Below are 21,480 nucleotides of genomic sequence, written 5' to 3'. Positions count from 1 at the left end.
GGAGGTAGCCACCGGTCCGCCCGGACCGGGGTGGACCGGACGAACACGTCCACCCGGAGTGTGATTGTCGGGCTGTTGGCTAGCCCGATCCACTACGACCCGTGGCAGTATCCCTGGCACTGCAAGTGGGGTCGCCGGGGGAGGCATTTTCGTGGCGCTGTGGACCGTGCACGGCGATGGGCGGCGCATCGGGGACGAGGAGTCGGTGGCGCCCGACGAGCGGCTCAGCTGGCCGCTGACCATCGGGTTCGGCCTGCAGCACCTGCTCGCCATGTTCGCGGCCACCGTGCTGGTGCCGGTGCTGACCGGGTTCCCGGCCACCACCACGCTGCTGTTCTCCGGCCTGGGCACCCTGCTGTTCCTGCTGCTCACCCGCAACCGGGTGCCCAGCTACCTGGGCTCATCGTTCGCGTTCGTCGGCCCGCTGGTGGCTGCCCAGGAGGACGGCGTGCCCGCGCAGCTCGGCGGGGTGCTCACCGCCGGCCTGCTGCTGGTCGCGGTGGGCATCGCGGTCAAGGCGCTCGGGGTGCGGCTGCTGGAGTCGCTGATGCCGCCCGTGGTGACCGGCGGTGTGGTCATCCTGATCGGCCTGAACCTCTCCCACGAGGCCACCCAGACCTTCCAGCGCCAGCCGCTGCTCGGCGGGATCACCATGCTGGTCAGCGTGCTCACCATGGCCCTGGGCCGGGGGCTGGTGGCCCGGCTGTCGGTGCTGTTCGGCGTGCTCGTCGGCTGGCTGGTGGGCGCCGCCGTCGGCGCGATCAGCGCGACCAGGGCCAGCGAGCTGGCCGAGGCGGCCTGGCTGGGCCTGCCTCGGTTGCAGGCACCGGAGCTGCGGCCGTCCGTGGCCGTGCTGGTGCTGCCCGTGGTGATCGTCCTGGTCGCCGAGACCACCGGGCACGTCAAGGCGGTGGGCTCGGTGGTCGGTCGCAACCTGGACGGCAGCGTGGGCGACGCGCTGATCGCCAACGGCCTGGCCACCTCACTGGCCGGCGTCGGCGGCGGCTCGGGCACCACCACCTACACCGAGAACATCGGCGTGCTGGTGGTGACCAGGGTGCACTCCACGGCCGCGTGCGCGGTGGCCGCGCTGGGCGCGGTGCTGCTCTCGTTCTCGCCGAAGTTCGGAGCGCTGATCAACACGGTGCCGATCGGCGTCACCGGCGGCGCCACCCTGGTGCTGTACGGGCTGGCCGCGCTGATCGGCGTGCGGATCTGGACGGAGAACCGGGTGGACGTGCGCGACCCGGTCAACCTCGCGGCCGTGGCCGTCGCCCTGGTCGCCGGCGTCGGCGACCTCACGCTGACCGTGGGCGGCGTGCGGTTCAGCGGCATCGCCTGGGGCTGCGTGCTGATGGTGACCCTGTACCCGCTGCTGCACTGGCTGCGCGGCCTGCGCCGGGCCCAGGAACCCACCGGCTGACGCGGAGCCCGCCAGCGCCGGGCGCGGCGCGGGTGTGGCACCCGTGGTCGCCGTGGTCCGGGGCGCGCCGGCTACCGGCTGCGCGCCACCGCGCCCGCGGCCAGTGCCCGGTTGATCCGCCGCACCAGCCCGGGGCCCTGGTAGATGAAGCCGGTGTAGAGCTGGACCAGGCTGGCCCCGGCGTCGAACATGCGGCTGGCGTCGTCCGGGGTCATGATGCCGCCCACACCGATGATCGGCAGTCGGCCGCCGGTCTCGCCGTGCACGAACGCCACCACCTGCCGGGCCCGCTCGGTCAGCGGTCGCCCGCTCAGCCCGCCCTGCTCCTGGGCGGCGGCCCGGTCCCTGGCGGCCACGCCGTCCCGGCTGAGCGTGGTGTTCGTGGCGATCAGCCCGCTCACGCCGTGCTCCAGGCACACCTCGACCACCTCGGCGATGGCCGGCTCGCTCAGGTCCGGGGCGATCTTCACCAGCAGCGGCTTGGCCCTGGCCCCCTGCGGCCGGGCCAGGGTGGCTGCGGTGGCGGAGAGTTCGGCCAGCAGCTCGGTGAGGGCGCCGCGGTCCTGCAGACCACGCAGCCCGGGGGTGTTCGGCGAGCTGACGTTCACCGCGAAGTAGTCGCCGTACGGGTAGAGCGTGCGCAGCGCGGAGCGGTAGTCCTCCACCGCCTCGGCCACCGGGGTGACCCGGGACTTGCCCAGGCTGATGCCCAGCGGCGCGGGCAGCGGGCCGAGCCGGGCCAGCCGGTCGGCCAGGGCCTGGGCGCCGGCGTTGTTGAACCCCATCCGGTTGATCACGGCCTCGCTGCTGGGCAGCCGGAACAGCCGGGGCCGGGGATTGCCCGGCTGGGCGTGCCGGGTGACCGTGCCGACCTCGACGAACCCGAAACCCAGCGCCGACCAGGCGGGCAGCGCCCGGCCGTCCTTGTCCATGCCGGCCGCCAGCCCCACCGGGTTGGGGAAGCGGATGCCGAACACGGTGCGCTCCAGCGCGGTCGAGCGCACCGGCAGCACCCGCCGGCCCAACTCGACCAGGGACCGGATCGAGCCCAGCATGGCCAGCGCGCCCACCGTCGTCTCGTGCACCCGCTCGGCGTCGCCGCCGTGCAGCCGGAACAGTGCTGGACGGACCAGTTGCTTGTAGACCACGCGTGTTCGCCTCTCCCTGCCCCGAAGTACCCGCACCACCCGCCCGCGCCCGGCCGGTCCGCCCGCGCCCGTGCCGGGCCGCCGGCCACACCGGCGGTGGTGACCGCCGGGGTCACGGTACGCGACCGGCCCGAGTGATCTGGCTCTTAGTCGCCGTTGCCGCTGTCCGCCGAGGCGCCGTCGCCAGGGTCGCTGGCGGGCTCCGCCGGCGCCGTGCCGGCCGGCTCGGCCAGGACCAGGGCGAGCAGGCCGGGGAAGCGCGCGTCGAACTCGGCCCGGCGCAGCCGGTTGAGCCGGCGCGGCCCCTCGTCGCGCTGCTCGATCAGGCCGGCGCCGCGCAACACCGCGAAGTGGTGGCTGCGGGTGGCCTTGGTGACCGGCAGGTCGAACGTGCCGCAGGCGCGCGTCCAGTCCGGGGTGGCGGCCAGTTCCCGCACGATGGTGCGGCGCACCGGATCGGCCAGCGCGTCCAGGGCGTCCTGCAACGGCACGTCCGCCGGGTGCACGTGGGTGAGGTTGCGGGCCCTGGCTGACAGGGTCCGATCAGCCGGTGGCGCAGTGTTCGATTCTTGTCTTACACTCATGTGGTCGACCTCCATCAAACAGTCTACGGGGACCGGGCCCGCGCCGGCTCCGCGATCGAGTGAGTGGGACACGATGATCAACACGAGTGCGCACAGCTTCGGGCCGGCCGCCCGCAACCGGCTCGACGAGGCCGTCGACCAGGGCGTCGACGGGGCCTGGGCCGCCCTCGAAACCTTCTACCACGCGTTCAACCAGCGTGACCTGGACGTGTTCCGCCGCGTCTGGAGCGATCACCCCCTCGCCCAGCTGAACAACCCGCTGGGCGGGATCCTGCGCGGCGGTCCCGCCATCGCCGACCTCTACCGGCGGATCTTCCACGGCCCCGCCCGGGTCGAGGTGACCTTCGGGGACATCGTCGAGTACGTCGACGGCGGCCACGCCGTGTTCGCCGGCCGGGAGACCGGCACGTACACCCGGCCGGACGGCCAGGTCGTCCCGCTGTCCATCCGCACAACGCGCTACTTCCGGCACGACCCGGCGGTGGGGCGCTGGCTCCAGTTCCACCACCACGGCAGCATCGACGACGCGGCCGCGCTGGCCGACTACCAGCGCGCCGTGCGCGGCTGACCCGCCGCGCCGCCTCATCAGGGCCGCGGCCCTGGCTGGCAGCGGGGACAGAACCAGGTCGTGCGCTGCCGGGTGCCGCTGTCCTGCACACCGGCCCGCACCGGGGTGCCGCAGCGCCGGCACGGCCGGCCAGCCCGGTCGTACACCCAGTGCCGCAGCCCCCTGGCCACCTCGCCGGTGGTGGACTGCTCCGGCCGCCAGGCGTTGCGCAGCAGCAGCGTGCGGGACAGCGCCACCGCCCTGGCCGCGTCCACTTCGGACACCGGGGTCCACGGCGACACCCCGAGCAGGAAGCACACCTCGGTCTTGTACAGGTTGCCCACCCCGGCCAGCACGGTCTGGTCCAGCAGGACCAGCCCCACCTCGCGGTCGGGCACCGCGGTGAACCGGCGCACCGCCTCGGCCGCGTGGCCCGGTGACCACTCCGGGTCGAGCAGGTCGGGCCCGAGGTGACCGACCAGCTCCGGCTCGTCGGCGGTGGCCAGCACCGCCAGGTCGTGCAGCAGGAACCCGACCGCCTCCCGCTCGGCCGTGCGCAGCACCACCCGGGCCTGGTGGCTCGGCCGCCGCCAGCGCTGGCCCGGCCGGTACACCTGCCAGCCGCCGTCCAGGCGCAGGTGGTTGTGCAGGCTCAGGCCAGCGGAGAACCGGACGAACAGGTGCTTGCCGACCGAACGCACGCCCAGCACGGTGTGCCCGGCCAGGTCGACCCCGACCAGCCGGGGATGCCGCAGTTCGGCGTGCACCAGCAGCCCACCGGCCAGTGCCCGCTCCAGCAGCCGGGCGGTGCGGAACACCGTGTCACCCTCGGGCATCGCGCCTGCCTAGCGGCCCTCGACGGCCACCCGCACCCCGAATCCGATCAACGCGGTGGCCGTGATCCGATCCAGCCAGCGCTTCACCCGGGGACGGCGCAGCACGGCCGTGGCCCGGCCCGCCGCCCACACCAGCACCAGCTGCCACACCAGCCCCAGGCCGACGTGGATGGCCACCAGCAGCGCCGACCAGCCGGCCGCCCCGCCGCCGTCGGCGGGCAGGAACTGGGGCAGCAGGCTGAGGTAGAACACGCCGACCGCCGGGTTCAGCAGGTTGGTCACCAGCCCGGTGCGCAGCGCCACCAGCGGGGTGACCGGCGCCGGCCCGGCGACCGGACCGCTGTCGGGCGCCGGCCCGCCCCGGTCCCGCCAGCTGCGCCACAGCGCCGACCCGCCCAGCCAGAGCAGGTAGCCGGCGCCGGCGAAGCGCACCACGTCGTAGGCCAGCCGGGAGGCGGCCAGCAGCGCGGTCAACCCGGCGACGCTGGCCGCGCCCCACACCACGCAGCCCAGGGTGATGCCCACCCCACTGGCCATACCCACCCGGGGCCCGGACGTCACCACGTTGCGCAGGACCAGCATGGTGTCCAGGCCGGGCTTGACGGTCAGCAGGAACGCGGCCAGGGCGTAGCCGAGCAAGGCGGCGCCGCTCATCGGACCGTCCTCACCGGATCGCGCCGGGTGCGCTACCCGCCGGCCGGTGCTCAGTCAACGGCGGCCTCCTCACCGGCCCGGCTGCGCGGCCGGCGGCTGCGGCTCACCCGCAGCACCCGGGCCAGCAGCAGGTTGAACGCCAACGCCACCTCGCGCGCGCCCGGCGTGCCCCACTGGTGGATCGGCAGGCAGGCGCCCTGGGCCTGCTGCACGGCCAGCCGGTCGGGCAGCGCCACCGGCATGACCAGCGGCCCGAAGATGTCCCGCAGTTCGTCCACCCGGAACTGGTGCTCGTGCGAGCGCGGCCGGACCCGGTTGACCACCACGCCCAGTGGCTGCAGGTCCGCGTTGTGCTGCTCCCGCTCGTTCTGCACGGCCTCGAAGGCCCGCTGCACCCCGGCGACCGCGAACATGGTCGGTTCGGTCACCAGCAGCGCGCGGTCCGCCGCCACCAGCGCCGACCGGGTGAGCTGGCCCAGCGAGGGCGGGCAGTCCAACAGCACCAGCTGGTAGGGCGGCTCGCCGTCCGCGCTGTCCTCGGTGAGCCAGCTCAGCGCGCGCCGCAGCTTGACCAGCCGCTTCTCCCCGGGGTCGGGGTGGTTGAGCGACTCGGCGGCTTCCGAGCCAGGGAGGACGTCCAGCCCCTCGCCCCAGGAACTCCGCGCGATGGCGGCCCGCAGGGTGCTCTTCTTGGGGTCCTCGATCACCTCGTAGACGCTGGCCTCGGTCTCCCCGGGTTCCAGGGTTGCCGTGGCGTTGCACTGCGGGTCAAGATCGACGACCAGGGTTCGAATACCTCGACGCAGCGCGGCTGAGGCCAGACCGAGCACGACCGTCGTCTTTCCCACGCCACCCTTGAGGCTCAGCACAGCGACCGTATGCACGGGTGCAGCCTACGGTCTCTAGGCTTTGTGTCCATGCGACCGGACGCCGTACATCAGGTGCTCGACGCCGAGCTGACCGCCGCGCGCGAGCGCCGTGGCGGCACATCCCCGCAGGTTCTCGACGTGGGCGGGGGAAGTGGCGGGTGGGCGGTGCCGCTGGCCGTGGCCGGCTGCTCCGTTCTTGTGATCGAACCGAGTCCGAACGCGTTGGCCACCCTGCAGCGCCGGGTGGCCGAGGCGGGCGTGGGCGACCGGGTCACCGCCGTGCAGGGCGACACCGACGCCCTGGCCGAACTCGCCCCGCGTGGCGGCGCCGACCTGGTGCTGGGCCACGGCGTGCTGGAGGTGGTGGACGACGCGGCAGCCGCGGTGTCGGCGCTGGCCGCCGCGCTCGCGCCCGGCGGCGCGCTGTCCATCCTGGTCGCCAACAGGTACGCGGCCGTGTTGCAGCGCGCGGTGGCCGGCCGGCTGGCGGACGCGCGCCGGCTGCTGGCGGACGCGGCCGGTGTCGGGGCTGACACCGGTGAGGCGCTGCTGCGCCGCTTCGACGTGGCGGGACTGTCCGATCTGGTCGGTCGGGCGGGGCTGACCGTGGAACTGGTGCAGGGCCACGGCGTGCTGGCCGACCTGGTGCCCGGCTCCGTGCTGGAGGCCACCCCGGGCGCCACCGAGGCCCTGGCCGAACTGGAGCTGGCCGCCGCGCGCCAGCCCCCGCTGCGCGACATCGCCGCCCGGCTGCACGTGCTGGCGCGCCGCCCGTAGCACATCCCGAGCACGCGGGCCGCTGATTCACCCGATCGTGGACGCGGTTGTCCACAGGCCGGCGTGCTGTCCACAGGCGGCCCCCGAAGCCTTCCTGGCGCGGGTGGGGGTGGATAGGCTGGACCTGGGGTCGCCCCCCTGGGATGGGTGGGGGCTTGGGTCCGGGGGCTCACGGAATCCGGCGGGTGCTCGGGTTCGGCGGGGCCCGGGGTTTGCCGGTGGGGTGGTCGGAGTCGGTCGGGCCGTGCCGCGGGGGCGCCGGCCGTCGCGCGGCGGGCGGCGACAGCGGGGGAGCCGGGCGCCTTTCGTCCAGTGTGGACAGTGGACAGCGCGTGGCGGCGGTGGTCGACCGGTGGTCGGAGCGCGTCGGGCGGCGCGGATGTGGTCACCCGGCGGGGTGATTGTCGCTGGACGGGCGTGCCTGCGCTCGGACGGCGGTGGGCGCGGCGGTGCCAACCTGACGACAGGGGGCGGACGAGCCACCGGCTGGGGGAGGGGATCTCCCGTGACTGATGTCGTGTTCTACGTGGGTGGGCACCAGGACGACGCACTGCTGTTCCAGGGTGATGTCCGCTACTGGGATCTGCACACCGCCGGAGTGCGCGTGGTGCAGGTCGTCACCACCGCCGGGGACGCCGGCCGCACCGACGGGTGGTGGCAGGCCCGGGAGAAGGGCCTGGTGGAGGCGTGCATGGCGGCGATGTCGCCGAAGCCGGTCACCGCGGGCATGGTGTCGGTCAACGGCAAGGCCGTGCGGCGCTACGGCACCGACGAGTGGGTGTGCTACTTCCTGCGGCTGCCCGACGGCAACCTCGACGACAGCGGGTTCCCCGCCACCGGCCACAACACCCTGGGCAAACTGCGGGACAAGAAGATCAGCGGCCTGAGCGCGGTGGACGGCACCGCCGTGTACTCGGGGTGGACCGACCTGGTGGACACCCTGCGCGCGATCCTCGACCAGGAGGGCGCGGACGCGGCCAACCCGCACCCCTGGGTGAACGCCTCCGACTGGGACCGCGACGCCGATCCCGGAGACCACCCCGACCACTACGCCACCGCGGACGCGCTGACCGACATCGTCGTGCCGGACTACAACCGCGCCTGGTGGGTGTCCTACGACACGCAGAACCGCGCGCCCAACCTCGACGGCATGGACCTGCTGGCCAAGAGGTTCGCCTTCTACGCCTACGGCTGGTCGCTGTACCACTCCACCGGCACGCCGCCCAACGACGCCGAGTGGGCGTGGTGGGGTGACAAGCGCTACGGCCGCCTGGAAGAGGCGGACGTGTCCCTGCTGGAGCGGGCCGGGGCGCTGCACACCGTGCCGGCCTGACCGAGCCGGCGGCGGGACGCGGCGTGGCTGGTCGGGTGAGGACCGCGGACTGGTAGGCTCCGCGTGATCGAACGCGCGTTCGAGCAAGGTCAAGTTGCGGGCAAGGCCACGTTTCGAGCAAGGCCGAGTTTCGGGGAAGACCAGGTCGAGCAGGACGGGGTTCGAGCAGGACCGGTTTGGGGCAGGACCGGGTTCGAGCAGGACGGGGTTCGGGCGAGGCGGGGTCGGATGGGCCGGAGCGGGGACCTACCGCGTGGCGTGGACCGGTACCTGGTCAAGGATGGCAACTGGCCGGACGACACCGGGTGCGTGGTGCTGCACGTGGACATGGACGCCTTCTACGCGTCCGTGGAACTGCGGGACCGCCCCGAGCTGCGCGATCGGCCGGTGATCGTGGCCGGTGGCAACCGCGGCGTGGTGCTCTCCGCCAACTACCCGGCCCGCCGCTACGGGGTGCGCTCGGCCATGCCCACGGCCAGGGCCAGGCTGCTGTGCCCCGGCGGGCTGTTCATCCCGCCCCGGTTCTCCAGCTACCGGGAGGTCTCCCAGGGCGTGATGGCGATCTTCCGGGACATCACGCCGCTGGTCGAACCGCTGAGCCTGGACGAGGCGTTCCTGGACGTGGGCGGGGCGCTGCGGCGGCTGCGGCGCACCCCGGCCCAGATCGGCCAGCAGATCCGCGAGCAGGTGTTCGCCGCGCACCGGGTCACCTGCTCGGTCGGGGTGGCGCCCACCAAGTTCCTGGCCAAACTCGCCTCGGGCATGGCCAAGCCGGACGGCATGCTGGTGGTGCCGCGCAGCGAGGCGCTCGACTTCCTGCACCCGCTGCCGGCGACCGCGCTGTGGGGTGTTGGCCGGCGCACCGCCGAGCAACTGGCCAGGATCGGCCTGGACACGGTCGCCGACGTGGCCGCCGCGCCACTGCCCCGGCTGCGCCGCGCGCTGGGTGTCGCCGTCGCCGACCAGCTGCACGCGCTGGCCAACGGGCGGGACGCCAGGGCGGTGCGGCCCGAGGTCAGGGAGAAGTCGATCGGCGCGGAGGAGACCTTCGAGATCGACCAGCACGACCGCGAGCTGCTGCGCCGGGAGCTGTTGCGGCTGGCCGAGCGGACCACGGCCACGCTGCGGTCCCGCCGGCTGCGCGGGCGCACCGTGTCGATCAAGGTCAGGTACGCGGACTTCCGCACCATCACCCGCGCCCACACCCTGCTGGTGGCCACGGACGTGACCACCGAGGTGCACCGCGTCGCCTGCCAGCTGCTGGACGAGCACGTGCCGGCCGGGGCGGTGCGGCTGATCGGGGTGCGCGTCGAGCAGCTGGTCGACCACGACGACGCGGGTGAGCAACTCCTGCTGGACGAGCCGGAACACGGCTGGCGGGACGCGGAACGCGCCGCCGACCAGGCCAGGACCAGGTTCGGCAGCGCCGCGGTCCGGCCGGCGTCCCTGTTGGCCGCCCACGACCCGGCGGCCAGGCGCGGCCCGTCCGCCGGCGACGACCTCCCGGCCGCCGGCGGGCCGCCGGCCACGACCGGCACCGGCGGCCCGGGGCGGCCGCCCGGAGGCCGGCGGCGCTGACCGCCCGGCCGTGCCCGCCCTCACCCCTGTGGGTGGCGTGCGCCGCGCTGGTCCGCGTGGGCCGGTCACTCGACCTGCGTACCCCGGTCGGTGGTGCCAGCCTGAGGGCATCGACCAGGAAGGACCGCGCGGAGTCGCGCCACGGGAGGTGGGCCACGTGTGCTGCGCAGGCGGTGGGGAACCGGGGGTGGCCGGGCCGGTCGCCGCGGCGCTCGACCGGGCGAACCTGAACCCCGCCGCGTGCCCGCCCCAGCCGGCCGACCAGCTGTGGCCGCGGTGCCACGTCACCCTGGCCGACCCTGCTGACCAGGCCAAACCACGGTCGGCGCCGGATCGCTGCCCGGCGTGGTCGGCAGCCGGTAAGCCACCGCACACCTGTCGGCCGGAACTGGACAACCCCGGCGTGTCGTTGCTACTCAATGAAGCGGCTCGGCCGGGCGCTACCGTCATGGTCGATGTTGCGAAGGGGGCGCCGCACCACACGGTTCGCGCCATCCCTTCCGAACGTGGTTCCGCCCGAGAAACCAGCCAGGAGTCTGGGGCCGGAACCAGCCCGACAACCAGAACACCCCACTGACAAATTCGGCCGAGCGGCGGTACGGGCGGCTGGTGCGCTGCCCCGAGAGGATGATCGTGCTGTCCCCGGGCATTCCAGCATGCCGACTGGGTAGTCGAGTCGACGCGCGGATCGTATCCTGGACACGACGCTCCCAAAGTGGGGCGCCCGCCGGGTCCGGCGGCAACCGTGATCACCCGGCGCCCGCGACCGCTGTGCCGGAGGAGGAGCCATGCCACTCTCCGAGCACGAGCAGCGACTGCTCGATGAAATCGAGCGCGCGCTCTATGCCGAGGATCCGAAATTCGCGTCGACCTTCAAGGGTGCCCGGGCTCGCCGGCCATCCCGACGTCGTCGTGTCCAGGGCATCGCGCTGTTCGTGGTTGGGATCGCGCTGCTTGTACTTGGCGTGATGTTGCCAGCACCCGCCGGCATTCCGGTGGTGAGCGTCGCTGGCTTCCTGTTGATGTTCGTTGGCTCCCTGCTCACCTTGGCAAGCATGCGCAAGAAGGAGCCGGACGGCGAACCGTCAGCGGGTGGCCAGGAGGCGGGACGGACAAGTCGCGGCCGGAGTTCGTTCGCGCAGCGGATGGAGGAGCGCTTCCGCCGCCGCTTCGAGGACGACTAGCCCACAACCCTGCCCGGGGGTCGCGCCCCCACGCGAACCTCAGGACGAACTCGACACCGGACCGGGACCACGCGCCATGTGGTCCCGGTCCGGTGTCTGTGCTGGGGGCGACCAGTCCGGATTGGTCGGTCCAGCCAGACCAGTCCAGCCAGACCGGGCCAGTTAGACCGGGCCAGTTAGACCGGGGCAGCCCGGGTCGACTGGCCCGGGTCGTGGCCGGTCCGGGTCGCGATCAGTCCGATGTGGTCGGTCGTGCCGGCGGGTCAGGAGCGCGGCCCGGGCAGCACCGAGCGGGGCAGGATCCGGTCCCGCACGCCCAGCGGGGCACTGCGCGCCATGCTGGCCCGCACCTCGGCCACGGCCTGGGGCAGGGCCGCGTTCGGCTGCGGCCGGCCGCCGTACCAGGACCGCTCCACCGCCTCGACAATGCCGCGCAGGGCGTGCTGACCCGACTCGTCCAGCCGGTGTTCCCGCACCAGCCGGCGGGCGGCGGTCCGGACGGTCTCGGTCGGGGCGATCACCACACCCCGGTCCCGGGACTCGGCCAGCAGTTCCTGCCACGCGGCGGTGGCCGCGTCGGTGCCCAGCGCGGACACCGACGCCAGCCGCGTGCGCCGCTGCCGCAGGCGCAGCAGCGCGGGCAGCGCGACCACGCCGAGCACACCCACCGGCACCGCCACCCACCAGGACACCAGGGCCAGGGCGAGCACCACGACCAGGTCCCAGCACAGCACCGCGACCGGCAGCAGGACCGGACCGAGCCACACCCACACCGGCCCGGCCGGCGCGCGGCCCCGGCGGCGGAACAGGATCTCGGCGACGGTGGCGGCCACGGCGAGCACCAGGGCCACGCCCAGTGCCCAGCCCAGCAGCGAGCCACCGGTCCCGCCCTGCTGCTGGCCCTGCGCCTGCGGGGCCACCGTGGTCGGGTTCGCCGTGCTGACCTGGTCCTGCGGGGCGGTGCTGGTGCGCGAGCTGGTCGACACGCTGGGCGCGGAGGTGGCGCTGCTCGGGGACGCGCTCGTGGTCAGGTACGGCGGGGTCACGCCCCGGCCGTCCAACAGCGGTGTCGGGTCGAAGCTGGTCCAGCCGTAGCCGGCGAAGAACACCTCCACCCACGCGTGCGCGTCGTCGGTGGTGATGGTCCGGTAGTCACCGGAGGCGTAGCCGGGGGTGAAGCCGATCGCCACCCGCGCCGGGATGCCCAGCGAGCGCACCAGCACCCCCAGCGCCGAGGCGTACTGCTGGCAGTACCCGGTCTTGCCGTTGAACAGGAAGTCGTACAGGGCGTCCTGGCTCTGCGCCTCGCTGGTCTGGGTGCTGTAGGTGAAGCCGTTGGCCGGGTCGGTGAAGTAGCGGGTCAGCGCGGCGACCCGGTCGAACTGGGTGGCCTGGTCCTTGGTGATGTCCTTGGCCAGCTGCGCCACCCGCGGGTCCAGCCCGGTGAGCTGGTAGTACCCCGGGTCGATGTCGCCCCGGGTGTCGGCGGTGCGCAGCTCGGCCGCGCTGGGCTGGGCGAGCACGGCGTGCTCGACGTAGGTCGGCGGCCGCTTCTCCTGCTGGCTGTACAGCACGCCGCTGCCCGCGTCGTAGCGCCAGCCCTCGTCCACGCCCTCCAACGCGCGGGGCTGGCCGTAGAGCGGCAGCCAGAAGTCGTTCCAGCCGACCGGCTCGATCTCGACGGTGGTGATCTGGCCGTCCCTGGGCTCACCGGGGCCGACGGGCAGGCCACCCACCGCGGGCACGCCTTCGGGCACGGTGTCGCTGGCCTGCCACCCCTCGCCGGGCACGTACTCGCGCAGCGTGAGCGCGCGCAGGTAGCGCTGTTCGGTCAGGCCGCGGACGCGGAACAGCTCCTGGGTCTGGCCCTGGTCGAGCATGCCGCGCAGGCTGGTGAACGGCTTGATGCCCAGGCCGTCCTCGGCCGTGCCGGCCGGTCCGCCCGGCAGCCGGCCGACCGTGCCGACCAGGGTGAGGCTTGAGCCCAGGACCAGGGCGACGAGCAGGGCCAGGCCGGCCACGAGCGTGGCGGAGCGACCCGAGCCGGCCGAGGACACCCGGTCCCAGCGGCCGCGCCACACCCGGTGCCGGTGCTGTCCGTCCATGCCCAGCAGCAGGGCGAACGCCGAGGCGCCGCACACGAACGTCCACCACGGCAGCATCTCGTCGGCCAGCGAGGCCGGGACCGCGAACACGCACAGCAGCACCAGGCCGCAGGCGGCCGGGGCGGCACCGGCCACCGCCAGGGTGTCCACCAGGATCGCGACCACGCCGAGGGTCACCACGATCAGGCAGCGCAGCGCCATGCTGGCCGGCACCGGCGGCACGCCGGTGCGGACCTCCTCCAACGACTGGCTGAGCAGGGACAGCAGGTCGTCCAGGGCCTCGGGGCCCGGCCCGAACAGCAGGATCCCGTTGTTGCTGAACACCGCCACGGCCAGGCACAGCAGCGCGAGTAACTGGCCGACCGCCACCAGCGGCGTGGGCAGCCGCAGCGCGCGCAGTCCCAGGCCCGCGCTCACCACCACGGTCACCGCCAGGGCGACGTAGGCCAGCCACACCGCGCCGCCGACCACCCCGGACAGCGCGGTGGACGAGCACAGCACGGCCAGCCCGGCCACCAGCGGCGTGGTCGTGGCCGCCGGGTCGAGCCGAGGGCCGGCCGGCGGCCCACCCGGCCCGGGCCGGCCCTGCGGGGAACGGCCCTGCCGAATCTGACCCTGCCGAAGCTGGCCCTGCTGGGCCTGCCCCGGGTGCGCCGGTCCGGGATGGTGCCCGGGGTGGGGCCGGCCGGCGCCGGGTGCGCCCGGCGGATGAGCACCGGAGGGGCCGGGCTGGTTGCCGCCCGCCCCGGGGCCGCCCGCACGCGGGCCAGCCGGACGCGGGCCGTTGGCGCGGGGGCCACCCGGGTACCCGCCGCCCGGCGGGATGGTGTGTGCACCGGTCACGCCTCAGCCCACCTCCGTCGGCGTGCTCACGCCCTGGCCCAGCTCCCGCCAGACCTGGTCCATGGACAGCGTCGGCCGGGCGACCGCGACCTGCCAGCCGGCGCCGCGCAGCAGCCGCGCCGCGCCCGCCGGGTCCGGCGCCGACTCCTCGTTGGCGTTGGCCCACGCGGCCACGTCCAGCAGCACCGCCAGGCTCCGGGCGCCCCGGGGCCGGCTGCGGGCCAGCTCGCTCACGGTCGCCGGCGCGGCGGCGCCCAGCACCGCCACCAGTTCCTGCCCGGCCGCCGGATCGGTGTGCCACAGCAGGTCCCGCCGGTGTGACGGCTGCACCGCGGCGAGCGCGTCCAGGACCGCTCCGCTGTCCGCACCGGCCTGGCCGGCGGCCAGCTCCTGACCGTCCTCGTCCACCAGCCGGACCTGCTCGCCCAGCCGGTGCAGGTGCACGCACACGCTCGCGGCGAACGACACCGCCCACTCCAGGCTGGCCGTGGGGCCGCTGCCGCGGTGCGCGACCAGCCGGTGGTCGATCAGCACGGTGGTGCCGCCCCGCCACGGCTGCTCCTCGACCCGCACCATCAGCTCGTCGCGGCGCGCCGTGGACCGCCAGTGCACCTTGCGCAGGTCGTCGCCGTGCCGGTAGGGCCGCACCACCGAGTCGTCCTCGCCCTGCCCGGCGCGACGCCGGACCGCGCCCTCGGTGCCGCCGCCCGTGCCAGCGCCGATGGCCAGCCCGGTCAACGCGTGGACCCTGGGCACCACCACCAGCCGGCTGTGCCCGGCCAACTCCCGCTCGAACTCGGCCAGTCCGAACGGGTCGGTCACCCTGGCCAGCAGCGGCCCGACCTGCTGGACGCCCCGCAGCACCGGCCGCAGCGGATAGCTCAGCGGGGTGGCGCCGTGCCGGGGCAGCCGCTCCACCACGAACCGCGGCCGGTTGCCCAGCGCGTAGGGCACCCCGTCCTCCAGCAGCAGCCCGCCCGAGGGCAGCGCGCCGGAACTGCGCACCACCAGCCGCACCTCGGTGGCGCTGCCCACCGCCACCCGGCTGGGCACCAGTTGCCGCTCGGCGCGCAGGCCGACCCGGGCCCGGGCGGCCAGCACCGCGGCCAGCACCGGCAGCGCGATGACGAAGATCGCCACCCGCAGCAGGTCCCGTTCGTTGAGCACGACCGAGCACAGCCCGGCCGCGAAGCCGGCGGCCAGCAGGCACCGCCCGCGCGTGGTCAGTCCGGACAGGGCGGCGCGCATCTACCTGCCGTTTCGAGTGTCGTGCAGCCACTGGGCGCTGGGGTCCAGCGCGCCGTGCGGCACCGGCACCCGCTGCAGCAGGCCGCGCACCAGGTCGACCGGGGACCGGCGGGCGGCCTGCGACTCGGGCGTGAGCACCAGGCGGTGCGCCAGCACCGGCACGGCCACCGCCTGCAGGTCGTCGGGCACCACGAAGTCCCGGCCGGCCAGGGCGGCGTGCGCCCGCGCCGCGCTGACCAGCTGCAGCGTGGACCGCGGTGAGGCACCCAGCCGCAGCTCGGGCAGCCGTCGGGTGGCCGACACCAGGTCCACGGCGTAGCGCCGCACCTCCGGGGACAGGTGCACCTGGCGCACCGCCTCGATCAGCGCGCGCACCCGGTCGGCGTCGGAGACCGGGGTCAACTCGGCCAGCGGGTCGTGGCCGGCGTGCTCGTCCACCATGGCCAGTTCGGCCAGCGGGTCGGGGTAGCCGATGGACACCCGGGCGGTGAACCGGTCGCGCTGCGCCTCGGGCAGCGCGTAGGTGCCCTCCATCTCCACCGGGTTCTGGGTGGCGATCACCATGAACGGCGAACCGAGCGGGTAGGTGGTGCCGTCCACCGTGACCTGGTGCTCCTCCATGCACTCCAGCAGCGCCGACTGGGTCTTGGGGGAGGCGCGGTTGATCTCGTCGCCCACCACGATGTTGGCGAACACCGGGCCGGGGCGGAACTCGAAGTCGGAGTTCTGCCGGTTGTAGATGGACACGCCGGTGATGTCGCTGGGCAGCAGGTCCGGGGTGAACTGGATGCGGCTGACCGTGCAGTCGATGGACCTGGCCAGCGCCTTGGCCAGGGAGGTCTTGCCCACGCCCGGCACGTCCTCGACCAGCAGGTGCCCCTCGGCCAGCAGGGTGACCAGCGCGATGCGCACCACGTCCGGCTTGCCCACCAGCACCCGCTCCACGTTGGCGGCGATGCGCTGGGCGGTGCTGTGCAGTTCGGCGAGCACCGCGTCCTGGATCGCGCCCACCCCCGCCGGGGCCGGCGCCACCGCCGGGATCGGCCCGGAGGTGCCTGGCTGCGCCGGGTAGCCGGCCGCCGCGGGCTGGGCCGGGGCCTGGGCCTGCGGCGCGACCGGGGCGAACCCCGGGTGGCTGGCGTCGGCCGGGCCGGTGGTCACCGGCGGCTGGACCGCGCCGTAGCCGGGCGCGGCGTAACCGGGCTGCCCGTAGCCGTGCTGTCCGTGCTGTCCGTTGCTGTGGCCGTAGTTGTGGTCGGGTAGCGCGGCTGGTTGGGAACTCTGCGTCACTCGACCTCCTGGTGCTGCTCCATGGCGCTCTTCGGTCCTGACCCCCTCGATGGCACGGCAGCCGCTGAGCGTGCGTCGCACCGGGCACGGACCCGCCTCGGCCGGTCACCGGACGATGAAGAGCTTTCCACGCAGTGTGTCAAACCCGGGCGAAGCAACCTACGCCCGTGGGATCCGGCCCGGGACCACCGGGCCGGCAGGCCAGCCCGACCGCGGCCGTCACCGCGCCCAGGATTCCCCACTTCGCGCCCCGGAAGAAGCGGAATCCACTTTTTGACCGGTCCGCACCCGCCCGGCACGCCCGCGCCGCGTGCCGGCCGGCGGCGGTCCCGCCCGCCCCACCCACCCCGCCCCACTCCTGCTCCCGCTCGATCTACCTGCGGAAACAACGCGGTTCAGCGTTCGGTGGCCGGCGGATCACCGTGCGGCGTGGGGGAAAGTGGGGTAGGGTGGCGCCGGGTGGGGCAGACGGGGGCCCTGCTGCCGTTCCGGCACCACGGTTGGCGGGTGCGGGTCGGGTGGGGAGGTAGTGCCGGTGTTCCTCGGCACCTACACCCCGAAGCTGGACGACAAGGGTCGGCTCACGCTGCCGGCCAAGTTCCGGGACGCGCTCGCGGGGGGTCTGATGGTCACCAAGGGCCAGGACCACTGCCTGTACGTGTTCCCCAGGGCCGAGTTCGAGAAGATGGCGCACAAGGTGGCCGAGGCCCCGTTCACCAACGAGGCGGTGCGCGCCTACCAGCGCTACCTGTTCGCCGGCACCGACGAACAGCACCCGGACGGCCAGGGTCGGATCTCGATCGCGCCGGAGCTGCGCCGCTACGCCGGGCTGACCAAGGACTGCGTGGTCATCGGCGCGAGCACCCGGCTGGAGATCTGGGACGCCGCCTCCTGGCAGCGCTACCTCGACGAGCACGAGGACAGCTACGCCCAGGCCCGTGAGGAGGTGCTGCCCGGCTTGTTCTGACCAGCGCGGGCCGGTCACCGGTTGACCGGGTCGGCGCGCGATCCGATCGCGGAAGATCGACGGACCACCCGGGTGCCGTTTGGCCTCGGTCCGCTCGGCTTTCGGCCCTGGCGCACCTTCCCCGGCGCCAGGTCTGACGGGCGGGCGGGGACCTGACGACATCCGGCCCGGGAGAATCCGGGGCCGACGTTCTTCCCCGGCCTGGCCGGCCGCCGGTGGCGGTGGCCGCGCTGGCCGCACCCGTGTCGTGCGGGCGGTGGCGCGGTGAGCGGAATCGTGGTCGCGGAATCGTGGTCGTGGGGCCGTGTCGCGGAGTCGTCGTGCAGAGTTTGTCGTGCAGAGTCTTTCCGGGTCTTGCAGAGTCTTACAGAGTCTTTCCGAGTCTTACAGTGTCTTTCCGACGTGGTGGTTTCGGGCACAGCGGAGGGGGCGAACGAGGTGGAAGGGGGTCGGTCTGATGGCGGAGCGCGCGGCGCATGTGCCCGTGCTGCTGGACCGCGTGCTCGAACTGTTCGCGCCCGCGCTGACCGGCCGCCCCGCGGTTGTCGTTGACGCCACCCTCGGCCTCGGTGGCCACGCCGAGGCGCTGCTGACCGCCCACCCCCACCTGCGGCTGGTCGGCCTGGACCGCGATCCCCAGGCGCTGGAGCTGTCCGGCCGGCGGCTGGCGCCGTTCGGCGACCGGGCCACGCTGGTGCCCGCGGTCTACGACGAGCTGCCCGCCGTGCTCGACCGGCTCGGGCTGTCCTCGGTGGACGGTGTGCTGTTCGACCTCGGGGTGTCCTCGCTGCAGCTGGACGCCACCGAGCGCGGCTTCTCCTACGCCAGGGACGCGCCGCTGGACATGCGCATGTCCCTGGGCACCGGCAGCACCGCGGCCGACGTGCTCAACACCTACTCGGTGGGTGAACTCACCCGGATCCTGCGCGAGTACGGCGAGGAGCGGTTCGCCGGCCGCATCGCCTCGGCCGTGGTGCGGGAGCGGGAACGCGAGCCCTTCACCACCAGCGAGCGCCTGGTCCGCCTGATCTACGACACCGTGCCCGCGGCCGCCAGGCGCACCGGCGGCCACCCGGCCAAGCGCACCTTCCAGGCGCTGCGCATCGAGGTCAACGGCGAGCTGGAGGTGCTGCGCCGGGCCCTGCCGGCCGCGCTGGCCGCGCTGTCCGTGGGCGGCCGGCTGGTCGTGGAGTCCTACCACTCGCTGGAGGACCGCATGGTCAAGCGCGCCCTGGCCGAACTGGCCACCTCGCGCACGCCCGAGGGGCTGCCGGTCGAACTGCCCGGCCACGGACCCCAGATCACCCTGTTGACCAGGGGTGCCGAACAGGCGACCGAGCAGGAGATCGAAGCCAACCCCAGAGCCGCGTCCGTGCGGCTGCGGGCAGCCGAGCGGATTCGGGAGGCGGGATGAGCGCACCGGCGCGGTGGAACGGCCCGTACCTGCCCAACCAGACCTCGTCGACGTCCACCCGCAAGGGGACCGGGACGCGGCGGACCGGGACCGGCGGCAGGAGCGCCGGCACGAGTGCCGGCCGAACCGGGGGCGGCCGGGGCGCCGCCCACACCCCGGCGCGGACCAGCACCCCGGCCCGCACCGGCACGGCGACCCGCACCCGGACCCGGTCCTCGGGCGAGCGGCCGGTGCGCACCACCGCCGACCGCGGCCGGTCCACCTCGACCGGCCGGTCCTCGGCGGCCAACCGGGCCTACGCCCGGCGCGACCAGCGGGCCGCCCGCACGGGCGGTGCGGCGCGGCAGCGGACCGGCGTGGTGTCCAAGGCCCGGTTCGTGGTCGTGGTGATGGGCCTGCTGGTGGTGGGCCTGGTCGCCACCCTGTGGCTGTCCACCCAGTCGGTGGCCGACTCGCTGCGCCTGCAGGAGACCCGGGAGCACAACAGCGAACTGTCCGAACAGGTCGAGCGCCTGCGCAGCGAGGTCGGCCGGATGGAGTCGCCGACCGAACTGGCCAAGCTGGCCGAGCGGCTGGGCCTGGTGCCCCCGCCCGACCCGGCCCGGCTGCAGGTCGCCCCGGACGGCTCGGTCACCGAGTACGGCACACCGACCCCGGCGACCGCGCCCCAGCCCTCGGCCCCACCGGCCGACCAGCAACAGCAGCAACAGCAGCAGCAGTCAGGGGGCGGCTGATGCCGAGGATCGACAGCGGAAGGCCGCAGCGCAGTGCCTCGCGTCGCCCGCTGTCGGTGCGCGGTCCGGCCCGCAAGCCCCGGGCCCGGTTCGGCAACCACCGGGTGCGCATCGTGGTCAGTCGCTTCCTGCTGGTGGCCGCGCTCGTGGCGGCCGGCATCAAGCTGATCAACGTGCAGGTGTTCCAGGCCGAGGCGTACTCCCAGCGGGCCATGCAGCAGAAGGCCACCCTGCAGAAGTTCCCGGCCGAGCGCGGGTCCATCGTGGACCGCAACGGCGGCCAGCTGGCGTTCAGCGTGGAGACCCGCGAGCTGTACGCCTCGCCCAACACCATGCGCAAGGAACAGGCCGCCGCGACCAAGGACAACCCGAAGTTCGACACGTTCGAGCAGCGCACCCAGCGCATCGCCAGCTACATCCACCAGGTGCTCGGCGACCAGGCGCCCGAGCAGGAGATGCTGGACAAGCTGCGCAGCGAGGTCAGCTACGTGTCGTTGAAGAAGAACGTCGACCCGAACAAGGCGCGGCAGATCAGGAAGGAGTTCCCGCAGATCGGCGCGGCCTACCGGGCCGAGCGGGTGTACCCGAACGGGGAGCTGGCGGCCAACATCATCGGCGCGGCCAACTGGCGCACCGACGTGGACCCGGAGGGCATCCACGGCCTGCTGGGCCTTGAGCACTTCAAGGACGACCTGCTGGCCGGCCAGAACGGCGAGCGGCGGGTGGACACCGCGCTGGGCAACGACGACTGGGTGATCCCGGGCAGCGAACGCGACCTGGTCGAGGCGGTGCCCGGGTCCGACCTGGAACTGACCATCGACACCTACCTGCAGTTCCAGGTCCAGCGGATGATCAGCGACTACGTGGCCAAGAGCGGGGCGCGCAACGGCAGCGCCGTGGTGCTCGACGCCAGGACCGGTGAGGTCTACGCGCTGGCCACGGACAAGACGTTCAACCCGGCCGACTTCGGCGGCGCCAGCCCGGAGCAGCGCAACAACATCGCGGTGACCACGCCGTTCGAGCCCGGCTCGGTCGCCAAGGTCATCACCGCGGCGGCGGGCATCGAGTACGGCGTGGTCAGGCCGGACACCGTGCTCCAGGTGCCCGGCCAGTTCCCGATCGCCGACCGGGTCGTCAAGGACGCCTGGACCCACGGCACCGTGGACATGACCTTCACCGGTGTGCTGGGCAAGTCCTCCAACGTGGGCACGCTGATGGTCGCCCAGCAGGTCGGCGCGGACAGGTTCATGGACATGGTCGGCAAGTTCGGCCTGGGCAAGCGCACCGAGGTCGGCCTGCCCGGGGAGAGCGCCGGCGTGGTGCCCCCGCGCGACCAGTGGTCCGGCAGCACCTTCGGCAACCTGCCCATCGGCCAGGGCATGAGCATGACCCTGCTGCAGATGGCCGGCATGTACCAGGCGATCGCCAACGACGGCGTGCGCGTCCCGCCCCGGATCGTCAGGGCCACGATCGGACCGGACGGCGTCCGCCACGAGGAGCCCCGGCCCGAGGGCGTGCGCGTGGTCAGCCCGGAGACCGCCACCACCGTGCGCGACATGATGCGCGCGGTCGCGCAGCGCTCGCCGGGGCAGACCGGCAGCGGCCCCGACGCCGCCCTGCCCGGCTACCAGATCTCCGGCAAGACCGGCACCGGCCAGCAGGTGGATCCCACCTGCAACTGCTACAGCGAGACCAACAACAACATCACCTTCGCCGGCATCCTCCCCGCCGACAACCCCAGGTTCGTGGTGGGCATCATGCTGGACGCCCCGCACAACGCCCCGTACAGCAGCACAGCCGCCCCCCTGTTCCACGACATCGCCTCCTACCTGGCCCAGCGCTACCAGATCCCGCTGTCCAAGGAACAGAGCCCCGTCCAGATCCTCACCCCGTGACCCCACCCCATCCCGCGAGTTGGCTTTGCAAACCCCGCGAGTTGACAGTTC

General features: G+C 73.8%; 18 protein-coding genes. 10 read left to right on the top strand and 8 right to left on the bottom strand.

Annotated features, from left to right (window positions below; translation table 11 throughout):
- Window positions 1–151: 151 nt before the first annotated feature.
- Window positions 152–1,423, top strand: coding sequence for a uracil-xanthine permease family protein (locus tag LX83_RS32715; RefSeq protein ID WP_253778487.1), 1,272 nt, complete (start codon window positions 152–154; stop codon window positions 1,421–1,423).
- Window positions 1,424–1,494: 71 nt separating this feature from the next.
- Here LX83_RS32715 and LX83_RS32710 read toward each other — a convergent pair whose 3' ends face one another.
- Together LX83_RS32710 and LX83_RS32705 are read right to left on the bottom strand one after the other, a co-directional pair.
- Complete coding sequence (locus tag LX83_RS32710; RefSeq protein WP_253778484.1) at window positions 1,495–2,571, bottom strand: quinone-dependent dihydroorotate dehydrogenase; 1,077 nt, start codon at window positions 2,569–2,571, stop codon at window positions 1,495–1,497.
- A 146-nt stretch (window positions 2,572–2,717) separates the two neighbouring features.
- Window positions 2,718–3,077, bottom strand: a complete 360-nt coding sequence (locus LX83_RS32705) for an ArsR/SmtB family transcription factor (RefSeq protein ID WP_407649717.1) — start codon at window positions 3,075–3,077, stop codon at window positions 2,718–2,720.
- A gap of 151 nt (window positions 3,078–3,228) precedes the next feature.
- Here LX83_RS32705 and LX83_RS32700 point away from each other — a divergent pair, with 151 nt between their 5' ends.
- Window positions 3,229–3,723 carry a YybH family protein gene (locus LX83_RS32700; protein ID WP_253778480.1) on the top strand — a complete coding sequence of 165 codons (495 nt, stop codon included), beginning with the start codon at window positions 3,229–3,231 and terminating at the stop codon, window positions 3,721–3,723.
- Window positions 3,724–3,740: 17 nt separating this feature from the next.
- Here the strand turns inward: LX83_RS32700 and LX83_RS32695 are convergent, their stop codons facing one another.
- Genes LX83_RS32695 through LX83_RS32685 form a run of 3 tightly spaced genes read right to left on the bottom strand, consistent with a single transcriptional unit; the run spans window position 3,741 to window position 6,076 of the window.
- Window positions 3,741–4,538, bottom strand: coding sequence for a DNA-formamidopyrimidine glycosylase family protein (locus tag LX83_RS32695; RefSeq protein WP_253778476.1), 798 nt, complete (start codon window positions 4,536–4,538; stop codon window positions 3,741–3,743).
- A gap of 9 nt (window positions 4,539–4,547) precedes the next feature.
- Complete coding sequence (locus tag LX83_RS32690; RefSeq protein ID WP_253778474.1) at window positions 4,548–5,192, bottom strand: LysE family translocator; 645 nt, start codon at window positions 5,190–5,192, stop codon at window positions 4,548–4,550.
- 50 nt (window positions 5,193–5,242) lie between these two features.
- Window positions 5,243–6,076 carry a ParA family protein gene (locus LX83_RS32685; RefSeq protein ID WP_253778472.1) on the bottom strand — a complete coding sequence of 278 codons (834 nt, stop codon included), beginning with the start codon at window positions 6,074–6,076 and terminating at the stop codon, window positions 5,243–5,245.
- A 33-nt stretch (window positions 6,077–6,109) separates the two neighbouring features.
- Here LX83_RS32685 and LX83_RS32680 point away from each other — a divergent pair, with 33 nt between their 5' ends.
- The 4 genes from LX83_RS32680 to LX83_RS32665 all read left to right on the top strand — a co-directional run bounded on the left by LX83_RS32680 (window position 6,110) and on the right by LX83_RS32665 (window position 10,933).
- On the top strand, window positions 6,110–6,838 hold the full coding sequence (locus LX83_RS32680; RefSeq protein ID WP_253778469.1) for a class I SAM-dependent methyltransferase: 729 nt from the start codon (window positions 6,110–6,112) through the stop codon (window positions 6,836–6,838).
- Window positions 6,839–7,343: 505 nt separating this feature from the next.
- Window positions 7,344–8,171, top strand: a complete 828-nt coding sequence (locus LX83_RS32675) for a PIG-L family deacetylase (RefSeq protein ID WP_253778466.1) — start codon at window positions 7,344–7,346, stop codon at window positions 8,169–8,171.
- A 228-nt stretch (window positions 8,172–8,399) separates the two neighbouring features.
- Window positions 8,400–9,749 carry a DNA polymerase IV gene (locus tag LX83_RS32670; protein WP_253778464.1) on the top strand — a complete coding sequence of 450 codons (1,350 nt, stop codon included), beginning with the start codon at window positions 8,400–8,402 and terminating at the stop codon, window positions 9,747–9,749.
- 788 nt (window positions 9,750–10,537) lie between these two features.
- The gene (locus LX83_RS32665; protein WP_253778462.1) at window positions 10,538–10,933 is read left to right on the top strand and encodes a DUF3040 domain-containing protein; all 396 of its coding nucleotides are present in this window, start codon (window positions 10,538–10,540) and stop codon (window positions 10,931–10,933) included.
- A 263-nt stretch (window positions 10,934–11,196) separates the two neighbouring features.
- On the opposite strand, the gene LX83_RS32660 is transcribed toward LX83_RS32665, so the two are convergent.
- The 3 genes from LX83_RS32660 to LX83_RS32650 are packed head-to-tail and all read right to left on the bottom strand — an operon-like array spanning window position 11,197 to window position 16,170.
- The gene (locus tag LX83_RS32660) at window positions 11,197–13,881 is read right to left on the bottom strand and encodes a transglutaminase TgpA family protein (RefSeq protein ID WP_253778460.1); all 2,685 of its coding nucleotides are present in this window, start codon (window positions 13,879–13,881) and stop codon (window positions 11,197–11,199) included.
- A 3-nt stretch (window positions 13,882–13,884) separates the two neighbouring features.
- The gene (locus LX83_RS32655; protein WP_253778458.1) at window positions 13,885–15,129 is read right to left on the bottom strand and encodes a DUF58 domain-containing protein; all 1,245 of its coding nucleotides are present in this window, start codon (window positions 15,127–15,129) and stop codon (window positions 13,885–13,887) included.
- The gene (locus LX83_RS32650; protein WP_407649722.1) at window positions 15,130–16,170 is read right to left on the bottom strand and encodes an AAA family ATPase; all 1,041 of its coding nucleotides are present in this window, start codon (window positions 16,168–16,170) and stop codon (window positions 15,130–15,132) included.
- Between the two features lie 784 nt (window positions 16,171–16,954).
- Here LX83_RS32650 and mraZ point away from each other — a divergent pair.
- From mraZ to LX83_RS32630, 4 genes are all read left to right on the top strand, one after another.
- Window positions 16,955–17,386 (top strand): division/cell wall cluster transcriptional repressor MraZ, encoded by a 432-nt coding sequence (gene mraZ, locus LX83_RS32645; RefSeq protein WP_253778456.1) that lies wholly within the window; start codon window positions 16,955–16,957, stop codon window positions 17,384–17,386.
- A gap of 457 nt (window positions 17,387–17,843) precedes the next feature.
- Complete coding sequence (rsmH, locus tag LX83_RS32640; protein ID WP_253778454.1) at window positions 17,844–18,800, top strand: 16S rRNA (cytosine(1402)-N(4))-methyltransferase RsmH; 957 nt, start codon at window positions 17,844–17,846, stop codon at window positions 18,798–18,800.
- The gene (locus tag LX83_RS32635; RefSeq protein WP_253778453.1) at window positions 18,797–19,534 is read left to right on the top strand and encodes a hypothetical protein; all 738 of its coding nucleotides are present in this window, start codon (window positions 18,797–18,799) and stop codon (window positions 19,532–19,534) included. The genes rsmH and LX83_RS32635 overlap by 4 nt, the downstream gene beginning before the upstream one ends.
- The gene (locus LX83_RS32630; RefSeq protein WP_253778450.1) at window positions 19,534–21,429 is read left to right on the top strand and encodes a peptidoglycan D,D-transpeptidase FtsI family protein; all 1,896 of its coding nucleotides are present in this window, start codon (window positions 19,534–19,536) and stop codon (window positions 21,427–21,429) included. The genes LX83_RS32635 and LX83_RS32630 overlap by 1 nt, the downstream gene beginning before the upstream one ends.
- Window positions 21,430–21,480 lie beyond the last annotated feature (51 nt).

The organism is Goodfellowiella coeruleoviolacea, from assembly GCF_024171785.1.
Lineage (GTDB): Bacteria > Actinomycetota > Actinomycetes > Mycobacteriales > Pseudonocardiaceae > Goodfellowiella > Goodfellowiella coeruleoviolacea.
Note: the sequence above shows the minus strand (reverse complement) of the source record. Positions and strands in the feature narration are given on the sequence as shown.